A 20,138-nucleotide genomic window follows, 5' to 3' on the forward strand; every position below is an offset into this window, starting at 1 on the left:
AACGCGGTGTGCAACACCGCCCGATCCTCCGTGGTGTTGATCCTCTCCCCACGCAACATCGCGTCCCGCAGACCGAACACGTCCGTCGCGGCGGCCAGCTCGCGCAGCAGCCGCAGGGTCTCGTCGGTGACGAGCTGCTTGGAGTAGTCGATGCGCAGGTCGCCGACCCGCAGTGTGTACCCGCTGCCGCGCCCGGGGTCGGCGGCGAACAGCTCGCGCAGCTGCACCTCGCCGAGTTCCTCGCGGTGCTTGGCCAGAGCGGTCCACTCGGGCGTCTGGTCGAGCCTCGTACGGCCGTCTGCGTTCATGTCGGACCCAGCCCTCTTCTCTCACCTGTCCGTGCCGCGCGTCTTGTCCCGCTGCGGTCCCAACCTAATTGATCAGCGCGTGACGTGAGCCGTCGTAGGACCGTCCCGCGGTGCGACAGGAGGTACGTGCGCGTGGCCCGCGGGTGTCGGCGTGGCGGCCGACAAAGGTGAAGGGGGAGGCGTGGGGGGGGGCAGAGGGGAGGGTGACGGGACGGCATGGTCCGCCCACCGGACGGCGCCCGGCCGTCGGTGCGCGGAACAGGTGCGGGGAGCAGGTACGCGGAACAGGTGCGGCCAAGTGCCGTGGGCGCCCGGCCGGTCCGCGACTGCTAGATCTCGCCCCGCAGTTTGGCGAGCGCCTCGGCGAGGATCGCCTCGCCGTCCGCGTCGCTGCGCCGCTCCCGCACGTAGGCGAGGTGCGTCTTGTAGGGCTCGGTGCGCGGCGGGGCCGGGGGGTTGTCCCGGTCCTGGCCGGCCGGGAAGCCGCAGCGCGGGCAGTCCCAGGTATCGGGCACCTGTGCGTCGCTGGCGAAGCTGGGCTGCGTCTCGTGCCCGTTGGAGCACCAGAAGGAGATGCGCGCACGCGGCGCGGACTCGCCGCGCTCGGCCTCGCCCATCGGCCCCGCCCCGACCCGGCTTCCCCGGATCGCGTTGCCACTTGCCACGGTTGTAACTCCCTGCGTGATGGTGCCGCGAAGCGAGTCGGCGTTTCGCTTCGCTGCGAGCGCCTCAGTCTACGTAAGGCCCAACGCGCGTCCAGTGATTGGAGATACAACCCCCCACACGTAGACGCAAGCCCCATGATAGGCCGCGCTCAGCTGCGCGTACCCGACATGGGGCCTTACGTACGGAATGTGTGTCGGTGAGCAGCTGGTCAGCTGTTCGTCTTCATCAGGATGCCGAGGACGATGATGCTGGCGAACCAGAGCAGACCGATCACCACGGTGATGCGGTCGAGGTTGCGCTCGGCGACCGAGGAGCCGCCGACGGAGGACTGCATGCCGCCACCGAACATGTCGGAGAGGCCGCCGCCCTTCCCCTTGTGCATCAGCACCAGCAGCATCAGCAGCAGGCTGAAGACGATCAGGGCGATCGAGAACCCCAAAACCACGGCTGGACCAACTTCCTCGGATTCGGATGACGACGGGGGCACAGCGTCACGCTGTGCCCCCGCAAGGGTACGACGGATCGCCGCTACCGCATACTCACAGACCGGTCACTGGTCGCGGAAGCGCACGATCTTGACGAACTCCTCGTGGTCCAGTGAAGCGCCGCCGACCAGCGCGCCGTCGATGTCGGCCTGCGCCATGATCTCGGCGACGTTGCCCGACTTCACCGAGCCGCCGTACTGGATGCGGATCTTGTCGGCGACGTCCTGGGAATACAGCTCGGCGAGCTTGCCGCGGACGGCCGCGCAGACCTCCTGGGCGTCCTCGGCGCCGCAGACCTTGCCGGTGCCGATGGCCCACACCGGCTCGTAGGCGATCACGACGGTCTCGGCCTGCTCGGCCGGGACGTCCTTCAGGCCGCCCTCGACCTGGGCGAGGGTGTGCGGCACGTGGTTGCCCGCCTCGCGGACCTCCAGTTCCTCGCCGACGCACAGGATCGGGACGAGACCGTGCTTGTAGGCGGCCTTGACCTTGGCGTTCACCTGCTCGTCGGTCTCGCCGTGGTACTGCCGGCGCTCGGAGTGGCCGACCGCGACGTAGGCGCAGCGCAGCTTGGCGAGCATCGGGCCGGAGATCTCGCCGGTGTAGGCGCCGCCGTCGTGGGCGGAGATGTCCTGGGCGCCGTACTTGATCTTCAGCTTGTCGTGCTCGACCAGCGTCTGCACGGAGCGCAGGTCGGTGAAGGGCGGCAGGACGGCGACCTCGACGGCCTCGTAGTCCTTGTCGGCCAGGGCGAAGGCGAGCTTCTGGGTGTGGGCGATGGCCTCGAGGTGGTTGAGGTTCATCTTCCAGTTGCCCGCCATCAGCGGCGTACGGGTGCTCATGCGGGGTCAGTCCTCCAGTGCGGCGAGGCCGGGGAGCGTCTTGCCCTCGAGGTATTCGAGGGAGGCGCCGCCACCGGTCGAGATGTGGCCGAATGCGTTCTCGTCGAAGCCCAGCAGCCGGACGGCCGCGGCGGAGTCGCCGCCGCCGACGACCGTGAAGGCCGGGGAGTCGAGGAGGGCCTGGGCGACCGCCTTGGTGCCCTCGGCGTAGTCGGGGTGCTCGAAGACGCCCATCGGGCCGTTCCAGAAGACGGTGGCGGCGTCGGCGAGCTTCGAGGCGTACAGCTTGCGGGTCTCCGGGCCGATGTCCAGGCCGAGCTGACCTGCGGGGATGGCGTCCGCGGCGACGGTGTTCGGGTGGGACGGCGCCTTGGTCTTCAGGTCCGGGAAGGCGGTGGAGGTCACCACGTCGACGGGGAGGACCAGCTCCACGCCGCTCTTCTCCGCCCGCTCGATGTACTCCCGGACGACCGGGATCTGGTCCTCCTGGAGCAGCGAGGCGCCGACCTCGTAGCCCTTGGCCTTGAGGAAGGTGAAGACCATGCCGCCGCCGATGAGGAGACGGTCCGCCTTGCCGAGCAGCTGGTCGATGACGGCGAGCTTGTCGGAGACCTTGGATCCGCCGAGGGCGACCACGTAGGGCCGCTCGACGTTCTCGGTGAGCTTCTTCAGGACGCCGACCTCGGTGGCGATGAGGTAGCCGGCGGCGTGCGGCAGCCGGGCCGGGAGGTCGAAGACCGAGGCGTGCTTGCGGTGGACGGCGCCGAAGCCGTCGCCCACGTACACGTCGGCGAGTTCGGCCAGCTGGTCGGCGAAGGCGCCGCGCTCGGCGTCGTCCTTGGCCGTCTCGCCCGCGTTGAAGCGCAGGTTCTCGATGACGGCGACCTGCCCGTCGGTGAGGCCCGCGACGGTCGAGCGGGCGGAGTCGCCCACCGTGTCGGTCGCGAACGCCACGTCGGCGCCGAGGAGTTCGCCGAGGCGCGCGGCGGCCGGGGCGAGCGAGAAGGCCGGGTCCGGGGCGCCCTTGGGGCGGCCCAGGTGCGAGGCGACGACCACCTTGGCGCCCGCGTCCGCGAGGGCCTTGACGGTCGGGAGCACGGCGCGGATACGGCCGTCGTCGGTGATCGTGCCGCCGTCCAGCGGCACGTTGAGGTCGGCGCGGACGAAGACCCGCTTGCCGGCCACGCCTTCGGAGAGGAGTTCGTCGATCGTCTTCATGTAAGGGGCTCCCGGGAGGACTCGTGTTCTCCGTGATCGTAGAGAGGGCGGTCTGCACGTGAGTCAGGGCCCGGCGACGCGTCCCCGCGCCGTCCGGGCCCTGCCCTCACATCGAGGTGCCTGATCCGTCGATCAGAGCTGGTCGCCGACGAAGACCGTCAGGTCGACGAGGCGGTTGGAGTAGCCCCACTCGTTGTCGTACCAGCCGAGGATCTTCACCGTGTTGCCCTCCTGGACCATGGTCAGGGAGGAGTCGAAGGTGCAGGAGGACGGGTCGCTGACGATGTCCGAGGAGACGATCGGGTCCTCGGTGTAGGTCAGGAAGCCCTTGAGGTCGCCGTCCTCGGCGGCCTTCTTGAACGCGGCGTTGACCTCGTCCTTGGTGACCTCGCGCTGGAGCGTCACGACCAGGTCGGTGGCCGAGCCGGTCGGGACCGGGACGCGCATCGCGATGCCGTCGAGCTTGCCCTTGAGCTGCGGCAGGACCAGGGCGGTGGCCTTGGCGGCACCCGTCGTGGTCGGGATGATGTTCTCGGCTGCGGCGCGGGCGCGGCGCAGGTCCTTGTGCGGGAAGTCCAGGATGCGCTGGTCGTTGGTGTACGCGTGGACCGTCGTCATCAGACCCTTGACGATGCCGAAGTTCTCGTCGAGGACCTTGGCCATCGGCGCCACGCAGTTGGTGGTGCAGGAGGCGTTGGAGATGACGTGGTGGTTCGCCGGGTCGTACTTGTCCTGGTTGACGCCCATCACGATGGTGATGTCCTCGTCCTTGGCCGGAGCCGAGATGAGGACCTTCTTGGCGCCGCCGGCGATGTGCTTCTCGGCGTCGGCCTTCTTGGTGAAGATGCCCGTCGACTCGATGACGATGTCGACGCCGAGGTCGCCCCACGGGATGTCGGCGGGGTCGCGCTCGGACAGGACCTTGATGGTGTGGCCGTCGACGGTGATCGTGTCGGCGGTGTGCGACACCTCGGCCTTCAGGCGGCCCAGGATGGTGTCGTACTTGAGCAGGTGAGCGGTTGTCGCGGTGTCACCCAGGTCGTTGACAGCCACGATCTCGATGTCAGCACCCTGCTCCAGCAGCGCGCGGAAGTAGTTACGACCGATGCGGCCAAAGCCGTTGATGCCTACGCGGATCGTCACGAACCGATCTCCTCGTTGGTACGCCGGCCACGAGGTGCCGGCGAGCTGTATTTGGGATGTCCCCGACCACCCCCGACCCTACCTCTCCGAGGCGGCCGGGGTGACATCGACTTCGCCCATACCCGGCAGGGCGGTCCGTACCCACCAGTAGGGGTACGGACCGCCCCGCCCCGGAGGGCCGAACAGCCGATTCGGTCACTCCGTGTCGTGCCGCGGCGACCTGTGCGTGTCAGTCGTCAAGTGAGTCGAGGGCCTTTCCGATGAGCGCGGTGCGGTCGGCCGCCGCGGCGACGTGCTCCAGGCCGAAGCCGAGCAGCACGGTGTCGTCGGTGGTGACCGCCCCGTGGGTCCGGAACAGCGTGCCGGTGCGCGTCCAGTCCTTCAGGACGGCCGGACTGCCCGGGGGCGGTCCGGCGACCCGCCAGGCGCCCAGGGAGGTCTCGAAGCCCTCGGTGCCGGTGGCGGTGCCGCCCACGACGAGCGAGGCCTCGTCGGCGAGGACGCCGTGGCCGCCGCCGCCCGGGTCGGTGACGTAACCGAGCGAGACCTCCACGGACTTCCCCGCGTAGGCGCTCAGGTCGAAGTCCACCTGCTGCCAGCCGCTGGAGGCGCCGGTGAGGGCGTTCCAGGAGCCGGTGGTGCCGGTCGCGGTGCACCCGTCCGCCGTCAGGGTCAGGTAGTGCCGCAGCTGCGGGTGCCCCCCGATGTAGTAGCCGGCCCCGCACTCGGCGGGTACGGCGGTGCCGGTGGCGCCGCCGGCCTCGGGCAGGGTCGTCCAGTCGTCGGCCCCGACGGTGTGGATCTCGACCAGCGCGTGGTCGTAGCCCGGCTCGGTGTCCCACAGCAGCCGGGTGCGCAGGGCGGGCCGGTCGGCGGCGGTGACGCCGGTGAGGTCGACGGTGCGGGTGAGGCGCTTGTAGGCGTCGTCGGTGTGGACGGCGGCCGCCATGCCCGTGCCCGCGTACGGCCCGTACGGGTTGACGGTCCCGGCGAACTGTCCCGCTCCCGCGCTCGCGAACCGCGGGTGCGTGGCGGCGGGCAGCTCGTCGGAGGTGACGCCGTAGGTGCCGGCCCGGTCCAGCGGGTTGCCGGGGGCGCCGGCGAGCGGTCCGGTGTACCCGGAGAGCGCTCCGTCGCCGGTGAACCCGGTGGCGCCGGGGGTGGACGTGCGCGAGTAGGCGCCCAGGTAGTACTGGCTGAAGTCGTCGGACGGGGTGCCGTCGCCGAGGTCGACGTCGCCGCCGGCCAGCTCGCCGGCCTCGATGAGCTTGCCGCCCTCGTTGAGGAAGGCGCGCAGTTCCAGCTGGGTCGGATGGCCGGGGGCACCCGCTCCCGTGTAGTGGACGACCGTGCCGAAGTGGCTCAGCACGCCGAGCGCGTCGGGCGCGCCCCGCGTGGCGACGTCCCAGACGACCGCCCTGCGGCCGTTGGCCCGGAGCGCGTCCACGTAGGTCCGCGCCTGCGTGGCGGTCGCGCCCTCCTCGGCGACGACGAGGGTGTCGGCCCGCGGCCGCTCGGCGATCGTGTAGGTGAAGTGCGAGCTGGAGACCTTCGCGCCGTCGGCGGTCTCGCCGGTGAACCACACCTCGACCTCGTCGCCGGGTTCGCCGTCCTGGACCTCGGCCCGGTACTCGTCGTAGAACAGGTTGTCCTCGCCGCCGTAGGTCTCACCGCCCTTCCAGGGCCTGAGCGCCTGGTCGTACGTGCGGCCGCCGTTGACGCGGTACCGGAGTTCCTTGTCGCGGACCGCCTTGCGCACGACGACGGAGACCTCCTGGTCGGCGCCGCGCGCGTACGACGTGGTGAAGCCCGCCGGGGTGAAGTCGGCGGCGTCCAGGCCCACGGAGGACTTCGGCCGGTCGGGGCGGGCGGCGCTCTCGGCGACGGAGAGCGCGAAGGGGACGTTCTTCTCGAACTCCTGCTGGATCAGCTTCTCGTCGTCCGGGAAGTGGAACACCGACCGGCAGTCGGCGGCGTTCCACCGGTCGTCCGGGGAGATGTTCGAGGCCGTCTGACAGGTCGACATCTCGGGGGTGAACATCGCGGTGCCGTTGACGTTGGCGGCGTGGCCGTCGGCCTCGCCGTTGGTGGTGTACAGCTCCGAGGAGACCTGCGGGCGGTAGCCGGGGATCGCGGAGTTCTCCGGGGTGCCGGCCAGCGCCCGGTAGGCGACGTCGTCCGGGGTGCCGGTGGCGACCTGCCAGCCGACGCCGTAGAGGAGGAGTTCGGCCGCGGAGTGGTAGTTGATGCCGTAGGCGAAGCCGACGCGCTTCTCGAAGGCGTCGAGCGCCTTGGTCTCGGGCTCGGAGTTCGGGCCCGCGCCGCGGTAGGTCTGGCTGGTGGCGTTGGGGGACGAACCCTCGTCGTCGTAGCCCCACTTGTAGGCGAAGTTGCGGTTGAGGTCGACGCCGTCGCCGGTGCGGATCTCGCCGTCGCCGTTGACGTCCCGCAGGTTCTTGCGCCACAGGCGGTTCGCGGGGTCCTGGAAGGTGTGGTCGTAGCCGTCGGGGTTGGCCGACAGGACGAACCACAGCTCGGTCGAGTCGACGAGCTTCTTCACGCGCCGGTCGGTGCGGTAGCCGTCGAGGTAGTGGTGCATCAGCCGCCGGGTCATCTCCGGGGTGATCCACTCGCGCGCGTGCTGGTTGGACATGTACAGCACCGAGGGCTTGGAGCCGTCCTCGGACCTCTTCGCGTTCTTGGTGAGCTTGAGCGCGAGGATGTCCTGGCCGCGGACCGTCTTCCCGATGGAGACGACCTTGGTGAGGGCGGGGTTCTCCCGGGCGGTGCGGAGGATCTCCTCCTTGAGGCCGCCGCTGCCGCTGTACGGCCGGAACACGCCGTCGGCCGCGGCCGCCACGCGCTTCTCCGCCCCGGCGGGGAGGGTGTGCTCGGTGAGCGGGACGCCCTGCTTCTCCAGCTTCCGCGCCTGGTCGTCGGTGAGGTACACCTCGACGGTGGCGGTGCCCTGCTCGGGCGCCTGCTCGCTGAGTTCGTGGCCGTCCTGTCCGGCCGCCAGCAGCAGGGGCACCTGCTTCTTGGTGACCTCGGCGCGGAAGACCTTGACCTCGCCGGCGTCGGACGCGCCGGAGGCGTCGGAGGAGCTCGCGGGCTGCGCCCGGGCGACGGGCGCGACGCTCGCCCCGCCGATCAGGAGCGCGCCGACGGCGAGGATCGATCTCGCTCTACGTCTCATGGACCCCCCTTGCGTGGGTCCGCCACGGCGGCGGACAGAGTCAGGCTCATGACTGTTCATGATCGAGTCAAGGGTGCGTCAAGAAGGCCCCGGTGGTGGGAAGTTGGCGTCGGCGAGGGGTCCCGGGGAGGGGGAAGGCCGGTGTCGCGGGCCGTGAGGAGAGCGGTGGGGCGAGGGGGACGACGCCGGTGGGGCGGAGGGACGACGCCGGTGGCGCGGGAGGTGACGACGCAGGTGTTGCAGGGTGACGACGCCGGTGCCGGCCGTCTCCCGGAGGGGCGGTCGGCACCGGTGTGGCGGTGCCTCTCACCGGCCGTTCGGGCCCGGCCCGGCCCGGCCCGGCCCGAACGGGGTGGGGCGGGGCGGGGCGGCGTGCGGCCGAGTCCGGGCGGACGGGACGCCGGGCGACGGGGGCGCCGTGCGCCGGAGTCCGGTCAGGCGGTCGGGAGACCGAGCCCGGTCAGGCTGGCACCGGTCGGCCGGAGCACCGGACGCCCGAGCCCGGACGGACGCCCGTGCCCGGACGGACGCCCGTGCCCGGACGGGCGGCCGAGCCCGGACGGGCGGCCGTGCCCGGGCGGACGCCCGTGCCCGGACGGGCGGTCAGCCCACCAGGTTGTCGGCGAGTTCCTCGCTGAGGTTGGCGTCCGTGCCCGGGATGCCGAGGTCCGACGCCCGCTTGTCGGCCATCGCCAGCAGCCGGCGGATCCGGCCGGCGACCGCGTCCTTGGTCAGCGGCGGGTCGGCGAGCGCGCCCAGCTCCTCCAGCGAGGCCTGCTTGTGCTCCATGCGCAGCCGGCCGGCCGCCGCCAGGTGCTCGGGCACCTCGTCGCCGAGGATCTCCAGGGCGCGCTGGACGCGGGCACCCGCGGCCACGGCGGCCCGGGCGGAGCGGCGCAGGTTGGCGTCGTCGAAGTTGGCGAGACGGTTCGCCGTGGCGCGCACCTCGCGCCGCATCCGTCGCTCCTCCCAGGCCAGCACCGACTCGTGGGCGCCGAGGCGGGTGAGCAGCGCGCCGATCGCGTCCCCGTCGCGGACCACGACCCGGTCGACTCCGCGCACCTCGCGGGCCTTCGCGGCGATCGACAGCCGGCGGGCGGCGCCGACCAGCGCGAGCGCGGCCTCGGGGCCCGGGCAGGTCACCTCCAGGGAGGAGGACCGGCCGGGTTCGGTGAGCGAGCCGTGCGCCAGGAAGGCCCCGCGCCAGGCCGCCTCCGCGTCACAGGTGGCACCGGAGACCACCTGCGGGGGCAGCCCGCGGATGGGACGCCCGCGGCCGTCCACCAGACCGGTCTGGCGGGCCAGCTGGTCACCGCCCGCGACCACCCGCACGACGTAACGCGAGCCGCGGCGCAGACCGCCGGGCGCCATCACGATCAGTTCCGAACTGTGGCCGAAGATCTCCAGGACGTCCCGCTTGAGCCGGCGGGCCGCCATCGCCGTGTCCAGCTCCGCCTCGATCACAATGCGCCCGCTCACCAGGTGGAGGCCGCCGGCGAACCGCAGGATGGCGGAGACCTCCGCCTTCCTGCAGCAGGTCCGGGTGACGGGGAGCCGGGAGATCTCGTCCTTCACCGCTGCCGTCATCGCCATGGGCCGATCCTTCCATGCATCCGAAAAATACGGTCGTACGCGGCGGCCAACAGCTCCGGGTCGTGCCTCGGGGTGCCGTCGGGCCGGGCCACCGGCGCCAGCTCGACCGCGGCCCCGAACCGCTTGGCGGCATCGGTGAGGGAGTCGCGGTCGGGCACGGCGGCCGCGTCGGCCAGCACCACGTCCAGGGCGAGTTTAGGGGCGTGTCGTCCCAAAACCTCCAAATGACGCTGCGGGGAGAAGCCCTCGGTTTCTCCCGGCTGCGGCGCGAGATTGAGCGAGAGTACCCGGCGGGCCTTCGTCTCGGTGAGCGCGTCCAGCAGTTCGGGCACCAGCAGGTGCGGGATGACCGACGAGAACCAGGAACCGGGGCCGAGCACCACCCAGTCCGCGTCGAGGACGGCCGCCACCGCCTCCGGGACGGCCGGCGGGTCGGACGGCACGAGGTGCACGGACTGCACCTCGCCGGTGGTGAGCGCGACGGTCGCCTGCCCGCGCACGGTGTCGACGTCCTCGGGGCGGGCCGGATCGTGCCCCTTGACCAGTGCCTGGAGTTCCAGCGGCACGGCGGACATGGGCAGCACGCGGCCCTGTGCGCCGAGGAGCTTGCCGACCAGGTCCAGGGCCTGCACGTGGTCGCCGAGCTGCTCCCACAGGGCGACGATCAGCAGGTTGCCGACGGCGTGGCCGTTGATCTCGCCCTGGGACTGGAAGCGGTGCTGGATGACCCGGGCCCAGGTCTGGCCCCAGTCGTCGTCGCCGCACAGGGCGGCCAGGGCCTTGCGCAGGTCGCCGGGCGGCAGCACGCCCAGCTCGTCGCGCAGGCGCCCGCTGGAACCGCCGTCGTCGGCCACCGTGACGACACCCGTGAGGTCGCCGGTGATCCGTCGCAGCGCGGTGAGCGAGGCGGACAGCCCCATGCCGCCGCCGAGGGCGACGACCTTGGGCTGGGTGCCGCGACGACGCGGTCTGCCGCCGCGCGCCTCGACCGGCCGGCCGGTGCGCCCCTCCGGCGCCGTTCTGCGCAGCCTGCCCAGCCGCGGAGTGCGTCCCGTCATTCCCGTCCCATGTCCCGGTGCACGACCACCGTCTCCACTCCCTCGGCCGCGAGGCGCGCGGCGAGCTTCTCCGACATCGCGACCGAGCGGTGCTTGCCGCCCGTACAGCCGACCGCGACGGTCACGTAGCGCTTGCCCTCGCGGCGGTAGCCCGCGGCGACCAGCTGGAGGAGTTCGGCGTACCGGTCGAGGAACTCCTTCGCCCCGGGCTGGTTCAGGACGTACGCGGAGACCTCCTCGTTCAGCCCGGTGAAGGGGCGCAGCTCCGGGACCCAGTGCGGGTTGGGCAGGAAGCGCATGTCCACGACCAGGTCGGCGTCCACCGGGAGGCCGTACTTGAAGCCGAAGGACATCACGGTGGCCCGCAGCTCGGGCTCCTCGTCGCCGGCGAACTGGGCGTCCATCTTGGCGCGCAGCTCGTGCACGTTGAGGCTGGAGGTGTCGATCACCAGGTCGGCGTCGCCGCGCAGTTCGCGCAGCAGTTCGCGCTCGGCGTCGATGCCGTCGACGATCCGGCCGTCGCCCTGGAGGGGGTGCGGGCGGCGCACCGACTCGAAGCGGCGGACCAGGGCGTCGTCGGAGGACTCCAGGAACACGATCCGCCGGGTGACGCCCTTGGCCTCGAGGTCGGCGAGGGACTCGCGGAGGTTGTCGAAGAACCGGCGGCCGCGCACGTCGACGACGACCGCGATCCGCGCCACGTTGCCCTGGGAGCGGGCGCCCAGCTCCACCATGGTGGGGATCAGGGCGGGCGGGAGGTTGTCGACGACGAACCAGCCGAGGTCCTCCAGACACTTGGCGGCCGTCGAGCGGCCGGCCCCGGACATGCCGGAGATGATCACCAGCTCGGGGATGGCGGCCTCGGGGATCCCGGGCGGCGTGACGTCGGTACTCACCTGTGCTCCGTCTTCGTGACCTGCGGTGTGCGCGGCGCCGGGGGCGTCCACGGGGTGTCCGGCCCCGGCGGGGCCCGCGTCGTGCCGGGGGTGGTGCTGAGGGTGATCGTCGCTGGTCCGGCTGTGGTTTTGCTGAGGGGTGGTCCCCGCCGTCGCCGTGGGCGCGGGCTGCGCCTCGGGCCCGGGCTGCGCCGTGGGCGCGGGCGTGGGTTCTCGCTCCGGTGCGGGTCGTGCGTCGTGCTCGGTCATGTCTCCTGCCCCCGTCGGTCTTCCGGGGCTCCCGCGGCCACGGGCTCCCCGGGGGAGTCCGCCGTCGTGTCGGTCTCCCCCTCGTCCATGATCTCTCCGGTCGCCGTGTTCACGGCGGGTGCGGGCGCGGCCGCCCCGGCGAAGGCCACGGCGATCGTCTCGGCCGTCTTGCGGCCGATGCCGGGCACCTCGCAGATCTGGTCGATCGTCGCCGCACGCAGCCTCTTCACCGAACCGAAGTGCTTGATGAGCGCCTGCTTGCGCGTTTCGCCGAGGCCCGGCACGTCGTCCAGCGGGCCGGCGCGGAACCGCTTGGCCCGCTTGGTCCGCTGGTAGGTGATCGCGAAGCGGTGCGCCTCGTCACGGACCCGCTGGAGCAGGTAGAGGCCCTCGCTGCTGCGCGGCAGGATCACGGGGTCGTCGTCGTCCGGCAGCCAGACCTCCTCCAGGCGCTTGGCGAGGCCGCAGACGGCGACGTCGTCGACGCCCAGCTCGTCGAGCGCCCGCTTGGCCGCCGCCACCTGGGGCCGGCCGCCGTCCACGACGACGAGCTGGGGCGGGTAGGCGAACCGCCTGGGCCGGCCGTCGTCCTCGGTGAGGCTGTCGGCGACCGGGCCGTCGACGGCGACGGTACCGGCACCGGCTCCAGCTCCGGCTCCGGCTCCGGCTCCGGCTCCGGCGGGGATCTCGGCGGAGCCGTCGACGGTGTCCGCGCCGCCGTCGCCCCACTCCCCCGTCCGCTCCTTGTCGGCGAGGTAGCGGCGGAAGCGGCGGGTGATCACCTCGTGCATCGAGCGGACGTCGTCCTGGCCCTCGAAGCCCTTGATCTGGAAGCGGCGGTACTCGCTCTTGCGGGCCAGGCCGTCCTCGAAGACGACCATGGAGGCCACGACGTCGTCGCCCTGGAGGTGCGAGATGTCGTAGCACTCGATCCGCAGCGGGGCGCTGTCCAGGCCCAGGGCGTCGGCGATCTCCTCCAGCGCGCGCGAGCGGGTGGTGAGGTCGGAGGCGCGCTTGGTCTTGTGCAGGGCGAGGCCCTGCTGGGCGTTGCGCTCCACGGTCTCCATCAGGGCCCGCTTGTCGCCGCGCTGGGGGACGCGCAGCGAGACGTTGGATCCGCGGCGGGCGGTGAGCCACTCCTGGACCGGTTCCAGCGGATCGGGCAGGGCGGGGACCAGGACCTCCTTGGGCACCGCGTCACCGGTCTCCTCGCCATAGAGCTGCTGGAGGGCGTGTTCGACGAGGGCGCCGGTGGTGATCTCCTCGACCTTGTCGGTGACCCAGCCGCGCTGGCCGCGGACGCGTCCGCCGCGGACGTGGAAGATCTGGACGGCCGCCTCCAGCTCGTCCTCGGCGACCGCGATCAGGTCGGCGTCGGTCGCGTCGGCGAGCACGACCGCGTTCTTCTCCATGGCCTTCTTCAGGGCCCCTATGTCGTCGCGCAGGCGGGCGGCCCGCTCGTACTCCATCTCCTCGGCCGCCTGCGCCATCTGCTTCTCCAGGCGGCGCAGGTAGGTGCCGGTGCGGCCGGTCATGAAGTCGCAGAACTCGTCCGCCAGTTCCCAGTGGTCGTCGGGCGAGATCCGGCCGACGCAGGGCGCGGAGCACTTGCCGATGTAGCCGAGCAGGCAGGGGCGGCCGGTGCGGGCGGCGTTCTTGAAGACGCCGGCCGAGCAGGTGCGGACCGGGAAGACCCGCAGGAGGAGGTCGACGGTGTCGCGGATCGCCCACGCGTGCGCGTACGGCCCGAAGTACCTGACGCCCTTCTTCTTGTGCCCGCGCATCACCTGCGCGCGCGGGAACTCCTCGTTCATCGTCACCGCGAGGTACGGGTAGCTCTTGTCGTCGCGGTACTTGACGTTGAACCGGGGGTCGTACTCCTTGATCCACGAGTACTCCAGCTGGAGCGCCTCGACCTCCGTGGACACCACGGTCCACTCGACGGACGCGGCCGTCGTGACCATCGTGCGGGTGCGCGGGTGGAGGCCCGCCAGGTCCTGGAAGTAGTTCGCCAGGCGCTGGCGCAGGCTTTTCGCCTTTCCGACGTAGATCACCCGGCGGTGCTCGTCGCGGAACCGGTACACCCCGGGGGAGTCGGGGATCTGTCCCGGCTTGGGGCGGTAGCTGGAGGGGTCGGCCATGTCTCACACCCTACTGGCGTGCGGTGACAGTCGGACGGGGCTGTGGACGACGGCGCGGGGCGCTCGGGGCGGGGGCGCCGACTCGGCCACGGTCGCGCCGCGTTCCGGCGTCACCTGTTGTCGGGACCATGCCGACGCGCTTCAATGCGGGGAACTCCGGGCGGTGGACCGCGCGCCGCGGAGGTGAGGGCGCGCCCGCGTCGCCGGGGCAGCCCGGACGCCCGGCCGGCGGGGGCGGCCCGGACACTCACGCGAACGGCCCGAAGCCGCCGCGAGCATTCACAGAGAGGCCCCTGCATGCCGCACGCCCCACAGCACGCGGACGCCGACGCGCACACCGCCACGGAGACCTCCGCGGAGGCCGGCCCGGAGCCCGACGCGGTGGCCGGCGCCCGGCCCGGGCCCGGTGCCGCCGCCGAACTCGACGGGGTCCTGAGCGGCGGCCCCTTCCACGTCGCCCTGCGTGCCGCGATCGCCGCCCGGGGGCTGCCCCTCCAGCGCGTCCAGCACCACCTGTCGCGGCGCGGGGTCAAGGTCGGGGTCACGAGCCTGAGCTACTGGCAGCAGGGGGCCCGGCGCCCGCAGCGCCCGGAGTCGCTGCGGGCCGTGCGCGCCCTGGAGGAGATCCTCCGGCTGCCGGACGAGTCCCTGATCCGGCTGCTCGCGGAGCCCGGCGCCAAGGTGCCCGCCACAGGGCCGGCCGGCCGCACGTACCGGTCGTTCCTGGAGGCCTCGAACGTGCTGGAGGAACTCTTCGCCGAACTGGAGTGCCCCCTGGACGACGGGCTGCACGCCCTGGGCCACCACGAGCGGGTCCGCGTCGGGGCCTGCCGCGAACTGCTGGGGCACGAGTCGCAGCATGTCGTCCGCGCCCACCGTGACGGCGTCGACCGTTTCGTCGCGGTCCACCGCGGGGACCCCGGCTGCGCCCCGGAACGGATGTCCGTGCGCGCCCTGGAGAACTGCCGGACCGGCCGCGTCCGCCGGCACCACGGCACCGGCGTCCTGGTGGCCGAGTTCCTCTTCGACACCCGCCTGCGCGCCGGCGACACCTTCCTCTTCGGCTACGGCGTCCAGGACGGCACCGGCGGGGCCGCCCGCGAGTACGTCCGCGGCTTCGGCGCCCCCGGCGGCCAGTACACCCTCCAGGTCCGGTTCGACGAGAGCGCCGTACCGGTGCGCTGCCACCGCTTCACGCGGCACTCCCCGGCGGCCCCGCGCGGCAGCCGTCGGGAGCTCGTCCTCAGCCGACGCCACCGCTCGGTGCACCTCGTCGAGCCGCGGGTGCGGCCGGGCATGGTGGGCATCGGGTGGGACTGGGAGTGAACGGGCGGTCCCCGGCGGGCGGGACGGCGGCAGGAGAACGGCGCGGAGGAGGGCGGCGGGTCAGACGGCCGGACCCGAGACGATCTTGCCGTTCTCGGTCCTGACGGGGAGTTCGTTCAGCGGCACGGTCGCCGGTGCCCGCAGCACCTCGCCGGTCGTGGCGTCGAACTCACTGCCGTGGCAGGGACAGATCAGGGTCGTCCCTTCGAGCTTGTTGACGGGGCACCCCGCGTGCGTGCAGATCGAGCTGTACGCCTTCAGCTCGCCGCCCGCGGACCGGCTGACCACCACGTTGTGGTCCCGGTAGAGCTTGGCGCCCCCCTTGGCGACCTCGCCGTCCGCGCCCAGTTCGACGGGCGCGGTCGGTGTGGCGGGCGCGGTGGTCCCGCCGGCCGGCGAACAGGCGGCCAGACCGAGGCCCGCGGCCGGCGCGAGGGCCGCTCCCCGCAGGACGGTACGGCGGGTCGCTGACGGGCGGGCGGGCATGCGCATCTCCAGGGTCCGGGGCGGAGGCGGGGCCGACGGCGCGGGACGGCCGTACGGCGTGCGGCCGGCGGGCCGCCGCCCCGCGCACATTACCGGCCCGGTCCGCCCCGGACGGCGGCGGGTTGCCACGGAATGCCACGGGTTGCGCCGAAGCGGTCGGTGCGGAGCGCAGGGGGGCGCGACGGCGCTCGCGGAGGAGCGGGGGGCTCGAAGGAGCGGGGGTCGCGAAGGAGCGCGCGACCGCGTGGGGTTGCACGGACGGGAACGCCTGCGTCAGCGTGTACGTCCGCCGTCCGGCGCCTGCCGTCCGGCGGGGAACCGCCCCCGGACCCCCGGGGTTCGTGCGACCCTTGGCCACCGACAGCCCGAGCGGTGCGCTCGATGAGCCACCGGAGAGGAACCGCCCCGTGATCGTCGTCGCCGGTGAGGCCCTGATCGACCTGGTACCGGGGGGCCCTGGTGCCCTCGCGGCTCTGCAGCCGGCCCTCGGCGGCGGCCCGTACAACACGGCCGTGGCCCTGGGCCGCCTCGGCTCCGCGACCGCGTTCTGTTCCCGCGTCTCCTACGACGCCTTCGGCGAGGCGCTCCTTCGCGGGCTGCGCGACTCGGGGGTGGACGTGTCGGCGGTGCAGCGCGGCACGGAGCCGACCACCCTGGCGGTCGCCACGCTCGACGGGGACGGCTCGGCCGCCTACTCCTTCTACGTCGAGGGCACCGCCGACCGGCTGTTCACCGCCCCCGCCGGCCTGCCCGCCGGCAGCCGGGCGGTGTCCTTCGGCACCTGCTCGCTGGTGCTGGAGCCGGGTGCGAGCGCGTACGAGGAGCTGATGCGGACGGCGGCGGCCCAGGGTCTCTTCACCGCCCTGGACCCGAACGTCCGGCCCGGTCTGATCCCGGACGCCGACGCCTACCGGGCGCGCTTCAGGAGCTGGCTGCCCTCGGTGTCCCTGCTCAAGCTCTCCGAGGAGGACGCCCTCTGGCTGGGCGGCACCCCGCGCGACTGGCTGGCCGCCGGACCCGCCGCCGTCGTGATCACGCACGGCGGCGACGGGCTGACCGCCTTCACCCGGGACGGCTCCGTGTACCCGGTGCCCGGCGAGAAGGTCGACGTCGTGGACACCATCGGCGCCGGCGACACCGTGAACGCGGCGCTGCTGCACGCCCTCTCGGTCCAGGACGCCCTCTCCCCGGCGGCCCTCGCGGACCTGGGCCGCGACGGCTGGGAACGGCTGCTGCGCTTCGCCGCCCGCGCGGCGGCGGTCACCTGCTCGCGGGCGGGCGCGGAACCGCCGTACGCCTCCGAACTCGGCGAGCTGTGAAACGGCGGCGCCCCGCGGGGTCTCCCGCGGGGCGCCGCCGCTTCCGCGGCTTCCGTGTCGCCTTCTTCTACTTCTTCGTCGCCTTCTTCGCGGTCGTCGCCTTCTTCGCGGTGCCGGCGGCCTTCTTGGCCGCCGTGCCGTCGACGGCGGTCCTGGCGGTCGCCGTCCTCCTCGGCGTCGCCTTGGCCGCGACCGTCTTCTTCGCCGCTCCGCGCGGGGCCCTGACAGGCTGCGCGTCGCTGACGCGGTCGCCGAGGACCTCGCGCAGGAACTTGCCGGTGTGGCTGGCCGGGACCCCGGCCACCTCCTCCGGCGTGCCCTCGGCGACGACGACGCCGCCTCCCGCGCCGCCCTCGGGTCCCATGTCGACGACCCAGTCGGCGGTCTTGATCACATCGAGGTTGTGCTCGATGACGATGACCGTGTTGCCCTTCTCCACGAGGCCGGAGAGGACCTTCAGGAGCTTGCTGATGTCCTCGAAGTGCAGACCCGTGGTCGGTTCGTCGAGGACGTAGACCGTGCGGCCGGTGGAGCGGCGCTGGAGCTCGCTGGCGAGCTTGACGCGCTGGGCCTCACCGCCGGACAGGGTGGTCGCGGACTGGCCGAGGCGGACGTAGCCGAGACCGACGTCCTTGAGGGTGTTGAGGTGGCGGGCGATCGCGGGGACGGCCTCGAAGAACTCGGTCGCCTCCTCGATCGGCATGTTCAGGACGTCGGCGATGGACTTGCCCTTGTAGTGGACCTCCAGGGTCTCCCGGTTGTAGCGGGCGCCGTGGCAGACCTCGCACGGGACGTAGACGTCCGGGAGGAAGTTCATCTCGATCTTGATCGTGCCGTCGCCCGCGCAGTTCTCGCAGCGGCCGCCCTTGACGTTGAAGGAGAAGCGACCGGGCAGGTAACCGCGGACCTTGGCCTCGGTGGTCTCGGCGAACAGCTTGCGGACGTGGTCGAAGACGCCGGTGTAGGTCGCCGGGTTGGACCGCGGGGTGCGGCCGATGGGCGACTGGTCGACGTGGACGACCTTGTCGACGAGGTCGTCGCCGTCCACACGCGTGTGGCGCCCCGGCACGTTCCTCGCGCCGTTCAGTTCGCGGGCCAGGTGCGTGTACAGGATGTCGTTGACCAGGGTCGACTTGCCGGAGCCGGACACGCCGGTGACGGCGGTGAAGACGCCCAGCGGGAAGGAGACGTCGATGTCCCGCAGGTTGTTCTCGCGGGCGCCACGCACCGTGAGCTGCCGGGACGGGTCGCGCGGGCGCCGGAGGTCGGGCAGCGGGATGGCCTTCTTGCCGGACAGGTACTGCCCGGTCTGCGACTCGTCGTTGGCGAGCAGTTCCTTCAGGGAACCGCTGTGCACGACCTTGCCGCCGTGCTCGCCGGCGCCGGGGCCGATGTCGACGATCCAGTCGGCGATCTTGATGGTGTCCTCGTCGTGCTCGACGACGATGAGCGTGTTGCCCATGTCGCGCAGCCGGACGAGGGTCTCGATCAGCCGGTGGTTGTCGCGCTGGTGCAGGCCGATGGACGGCTCGTCGAGGACGTACAGCACGCCGACGAGGCCGGAGCCGATCTGGGTGGCCAGGCGGATGCGCTGGGCCTCGCCGCCGGAGAGCGTGCCGGCGGCACGGTTGAGCGAGAGGTAGTCCAGGCCGACGTCGACCAGGAACCGCAGGCGCTCGTTGACCTCCTTCAGGACGCGCTCGGCGATCTTCTTGTCGCGCGCGTCGAGCTTCAGCTCGCCCAGGAAGTCCGCGCAGTCGCTGATCGACATGGCGGAGACCTCGGCGATGGACTTCCCCATGACCGTGACCGCGAGGACGATCGGCTTGAGGCGGGTGCCCTCGCAGGTCGGGCAGGGCACCTCGCGCATGTAGCCCTCGAAGCGCTCGCGGCTGGCGTCGCTCTCGGCCTCGCTGTGCCGGCGCTTCACGAACGGGACGGCGCCCTCGAACGGCGTCGTGTACACGCGCTCGCGGCCGTACCGGTTGCGGTAGCGGACCTCGATCTGCGTCTTGTGGCCGTGCAGGAGGGCCTTCCTGGCGCGCTGGGGCAGACCGGCGAAGGGGAGGTCGGTCCGGAATCCCAGGGCGTCCGCGAGGGCGCCGACCAGACGGCCGAAGTATTCCTTGGTGTGCCCGTGGGACCAGGGGTGGATGGCGCCCTCGTCGAGGGACTTGTCCTCGTCGGGGACGATCAGCTCGGGGTCGACCTCCATGCGCGTGCCGATGCCGGAGCAGTCGGGGCAGGCGCCGAAGGGCGAGTTGAAGGAGAAGGAGCGGGGCTCCAGTTCCTCGAAGGACAGGTCGTCGTACGCGCAGTACAGGTGCTCGGAGTACATGCGCTCGCGCTCGGGGTCGTCCTCGGGCAGGTCGACGAAGTCGAGCACGACCATGCCGCCGGACAGACCGAGGGCGGTCTCGACGGAGTCGGTGAGGCGGCGCTTGGCGGACTCCTTCACCGTGAGGCGGTCGATGACCACCTCGATGGTGTGCTTCTCCTGCTTCTTCAGCGTGGGCGGGTGGGAGAGCTGGACGGTCTCGCCGTCCACCCGCGCGCGGCTGTAGCCCTTGGTCTGGAGCTCGGCGAACAGGTCGACGAACTCGCCCTTGCGCTCGCGGACCAGCGGCGACAGCACCTGGAAGCGGCTGCCCTCGGGCAGCTCCAGCACCTTGTCGACGATGGCCTGCGGCGACTGGCGCGAGATGGGGCGGCCGCACTCGGGACAGTGCGGCTTGCCGATGCGCGCGAAGAGCAGGCGGAGGTAGTCGTAGACCTCGGTGATGGTGCCGACCGTGGAGCGCGGGTTGCGCGAGGTCGACTTCTGGTCGATCGAGACGGCCGGGGAGAGGCCCTCGATGAAGTCGACGTCCGGCTTGTCCATCTGGCCGAGGAACTGCCGGGCGTAGGAGGAGAGGGACTCGACGTAGCGCCGCTGCCCCTCGGCGAAGATCGTGTCGAAGGCCAGCGAGGACTTGCCCGACCCCGACAGGCCCGTGAAGACGATGAGCGAGTCGCGTGGCAGGTCGAGCGAGACATTCTTGAGGTTGTGCTCGCGCGCGCCACGGACGATGAGACGGTCGGCCACGCCGGTCCGCACCTTTCTTGAGAGAAGTGACAGGGGCGGGGCCCCCGTCCTTCTCAGACTAGGGGGAGCCACTGACAACGCCGGTCGGATTCCCGGGTCGACAACAATCCCCTGCCATCCAGCATGC

General features: G+C 72.1%; 14 protein-coding genes and 1 pseudogene. 2 read left to right on the top strand and 13 right to left on the bottom strand.

Annotated features, from left to right (window positions below; all coding sequences use genetic code 11):
- The 11 genes and pseudogenes from ACF09K_RS22360 to uvrC form a co-directional block, all read right to left on the bottom strand.
- Positions 1–308: pseudogene (locus tag ACF09K_RS22360) on the bottom strand (glucose-6-phosphate isomerase); the annotation flags it as partial.
- 329 nt (positions 309–637) lie between these two features.
- Entirely contained in the window at positions 638–973 is a 336-nt protein-coding gene (locus ACF09K_RS22365; protein ID WP_356569151.1) for an RNA polymerase-binding protein RbpA, read from the bottom strand.
- Positions 974–1,182: 209 nt separating this feature from the next.
- The gene (gene secG, locus ACF09K_RS22370) at positions 1,183–1,413 is read right to left on the bottom strand and encodes a preprotein translocase subunit SecG (RefSeq protein WP_356569274.1); all 231 of its coding nucleotides are present in this window, start codon (positions 1,411–1,413) and stop codon (positions 1,183–1,185) included.
- 111 nt (positions 1,414–1,524) lie between these two features.
- On the bottom strand, positions 1,525–2,301 hold the full coding sequence (gene tpiA, locus ACF09K_RS22375) for a triose-phosphate isomerase (protein WP_392246028.1): 777 nt from the start codon (positions 2,299–2,301) through the stop codon (positions 1,525–1,527).
- A 6-nt stretch (positions 2,302–2,307) separates the two neighbouring features.
- A complete protein-coding gene (locus ACF09K_RS22380; RefSeq protein ID WP_392246030.1) occupies positions 2,308–3,519 on the bottom strand; it encodes a phosphoglycerate kinase in 1,212 nt (403 codons plus the stop codon).
- 132 nt (positions 3,520–3,651) lie between these two features.
- Entirely contained in the window at positions 3,652–4,662 is a 1,011-nt protein-coding gene (gene gap / locus ACF09K_RS22385; protein WP_392246032.1) for a type I glyceraldehyde-3-phosphate dehydrogenase, read from the bottom strand.
- A gap of 229 nt (positions 4,663–4,891) precedes the next feature.
- On the bottom strand, positions 4,892–7,858 hold the full coding sequence (locus ACF09K_RS22390; protein WP_392246033.1) for a M14 family zinc carboxypeptidase: 2,967 nt from the start codon (positions 7,856–7,858) through the stop codon (positions 4,892–4,894).
- Positions 7,859–8,461: 603 nt separating this feature from the next.
- Complete coding sequence (whiA, locus tag ACF09K_RS22395; protein ID WP_392246035.1) at positions 8,462–9,451, bottom strand: DNA-binding protein WhiA; 990 nt, start codon at positions 9,449–9,451, stop codon at positions 8,462–8,464.
- Positions 9,442–10,509 carry a uridine diphosphate-N-acetylglucosamine-binding protein YvcK gene (gene yvcK / locus ACF09K_RS22400; protein ID WP_392246036.1) on the bottom strand — a complete coding sequence of 356 codons (1,068 nt, stop codon included), beginning with the start codon at positions 10,507–10,509 and terminating at the stop codon, positions 9,442–9,444. The genes whiA and yvcK overlap by 10 nt, the downstream gene beginning before the upstream one ends.
- Positions 10,506–11,654 (bottom strand): RNase adapter RapZ, encoded by a 1,149-nt coding sequence (gene rapZ, locus ACF09K_RS22405; RefSeq protein ID WP_392246038.1) that lies wholly within the window; start codon positions 11,652–11,654, stop codon positions 10,506–10,508. Before rapZ ends, yvcK begins: the two co-directional genes overlap by 4 nt.
- Positions 11,651–13,795 (bottom strand): excinuclease ABC subunit UvrC, encoded by a 2,145-nt coding sequence (uvrC, locus tag ACF09K_RS22410; protein ID WP_392246040.1) that lies wholly within the window; start codon positions 13,793–13,795, stop codon positions 11,651–11,653. Before uvrC ends, rapZ begins: the two co-directional genes overlap by 4 nt.
- A gap of 297 nt (positions 13,796–14,092) precedes the next feature.
- On the opposite strand from uvrC, the gene ACF09K_RS22415 reads away from it, so the two are divergent.
- Positions 14,093–15,121, top strand: coding sequence for a hypothetical protein (locus tag ACF09K_RS22415; RefSeq protein ID WP_392246042.1), 1,029 nt, complete (start codon positions 14,093–14,095; stop codon positions 15,119–15,121).
- 60 nt (positions 15,122–15,181) lie between these two features.
- Here ACF09K_RS22415 and ACF09K_RS22420 read toward each other — a convergent pair whose 3' ends face one another.
- Positions 15,182–15,607, bottom strand: a complete 426-nt coding sequence (locus ACF09K_RS22420; protein WP_392246043.1) for a Rieske (2Fe-2S) protein — start codon at positions 15,605–15,607, stop codon at positions 15,182–15,184.
- A gap of 407 nt (positions 15,608–16,014) precedes the next feature.
- On the opposite strand from ACF09K_RS22420, the gene ACF09K_RS22425 reads away from it, so the two are divergent.
- Positions 16,015–16,926, top strand: a complete 912-nt coding sequence (locus ACF09K_RS22425) for a carbohydrate kinase (RefSeq protein ID WP_392246045.1) — start codon at positions 16,015–16,017, stop codon at positions 16,924–16,926.
- Positions 16,927–16,993: 67 nt separating this feature from the next.
- On the opposite strand, the gene uvrA is transcribed toward ACF09K_RS22425, so the two are convergent.
- A complete protein-coding gene (gene uvrA, locus ACF09K_RS22430; RefSeq protein WP_392246047.1) occupies positions 16,994–20,011 on the bottom strand; it encodes an excinuclease ABC subunit UvrA in 3,018 nt (1,005 codons plus the stop codon).
- Positions 20,012–20,138 lie beyond the last annotated feature (127 nt).

Source organism: Streptomyces sp. NPDC014882, assembly GCF_043081325.1.
In the GTDB taxonomy this organism is placed as follows: Bacteria; Actinomycetota; Actinomycetes; order Streptomycetales; family Streptomycetaceae; genus Streptomyces.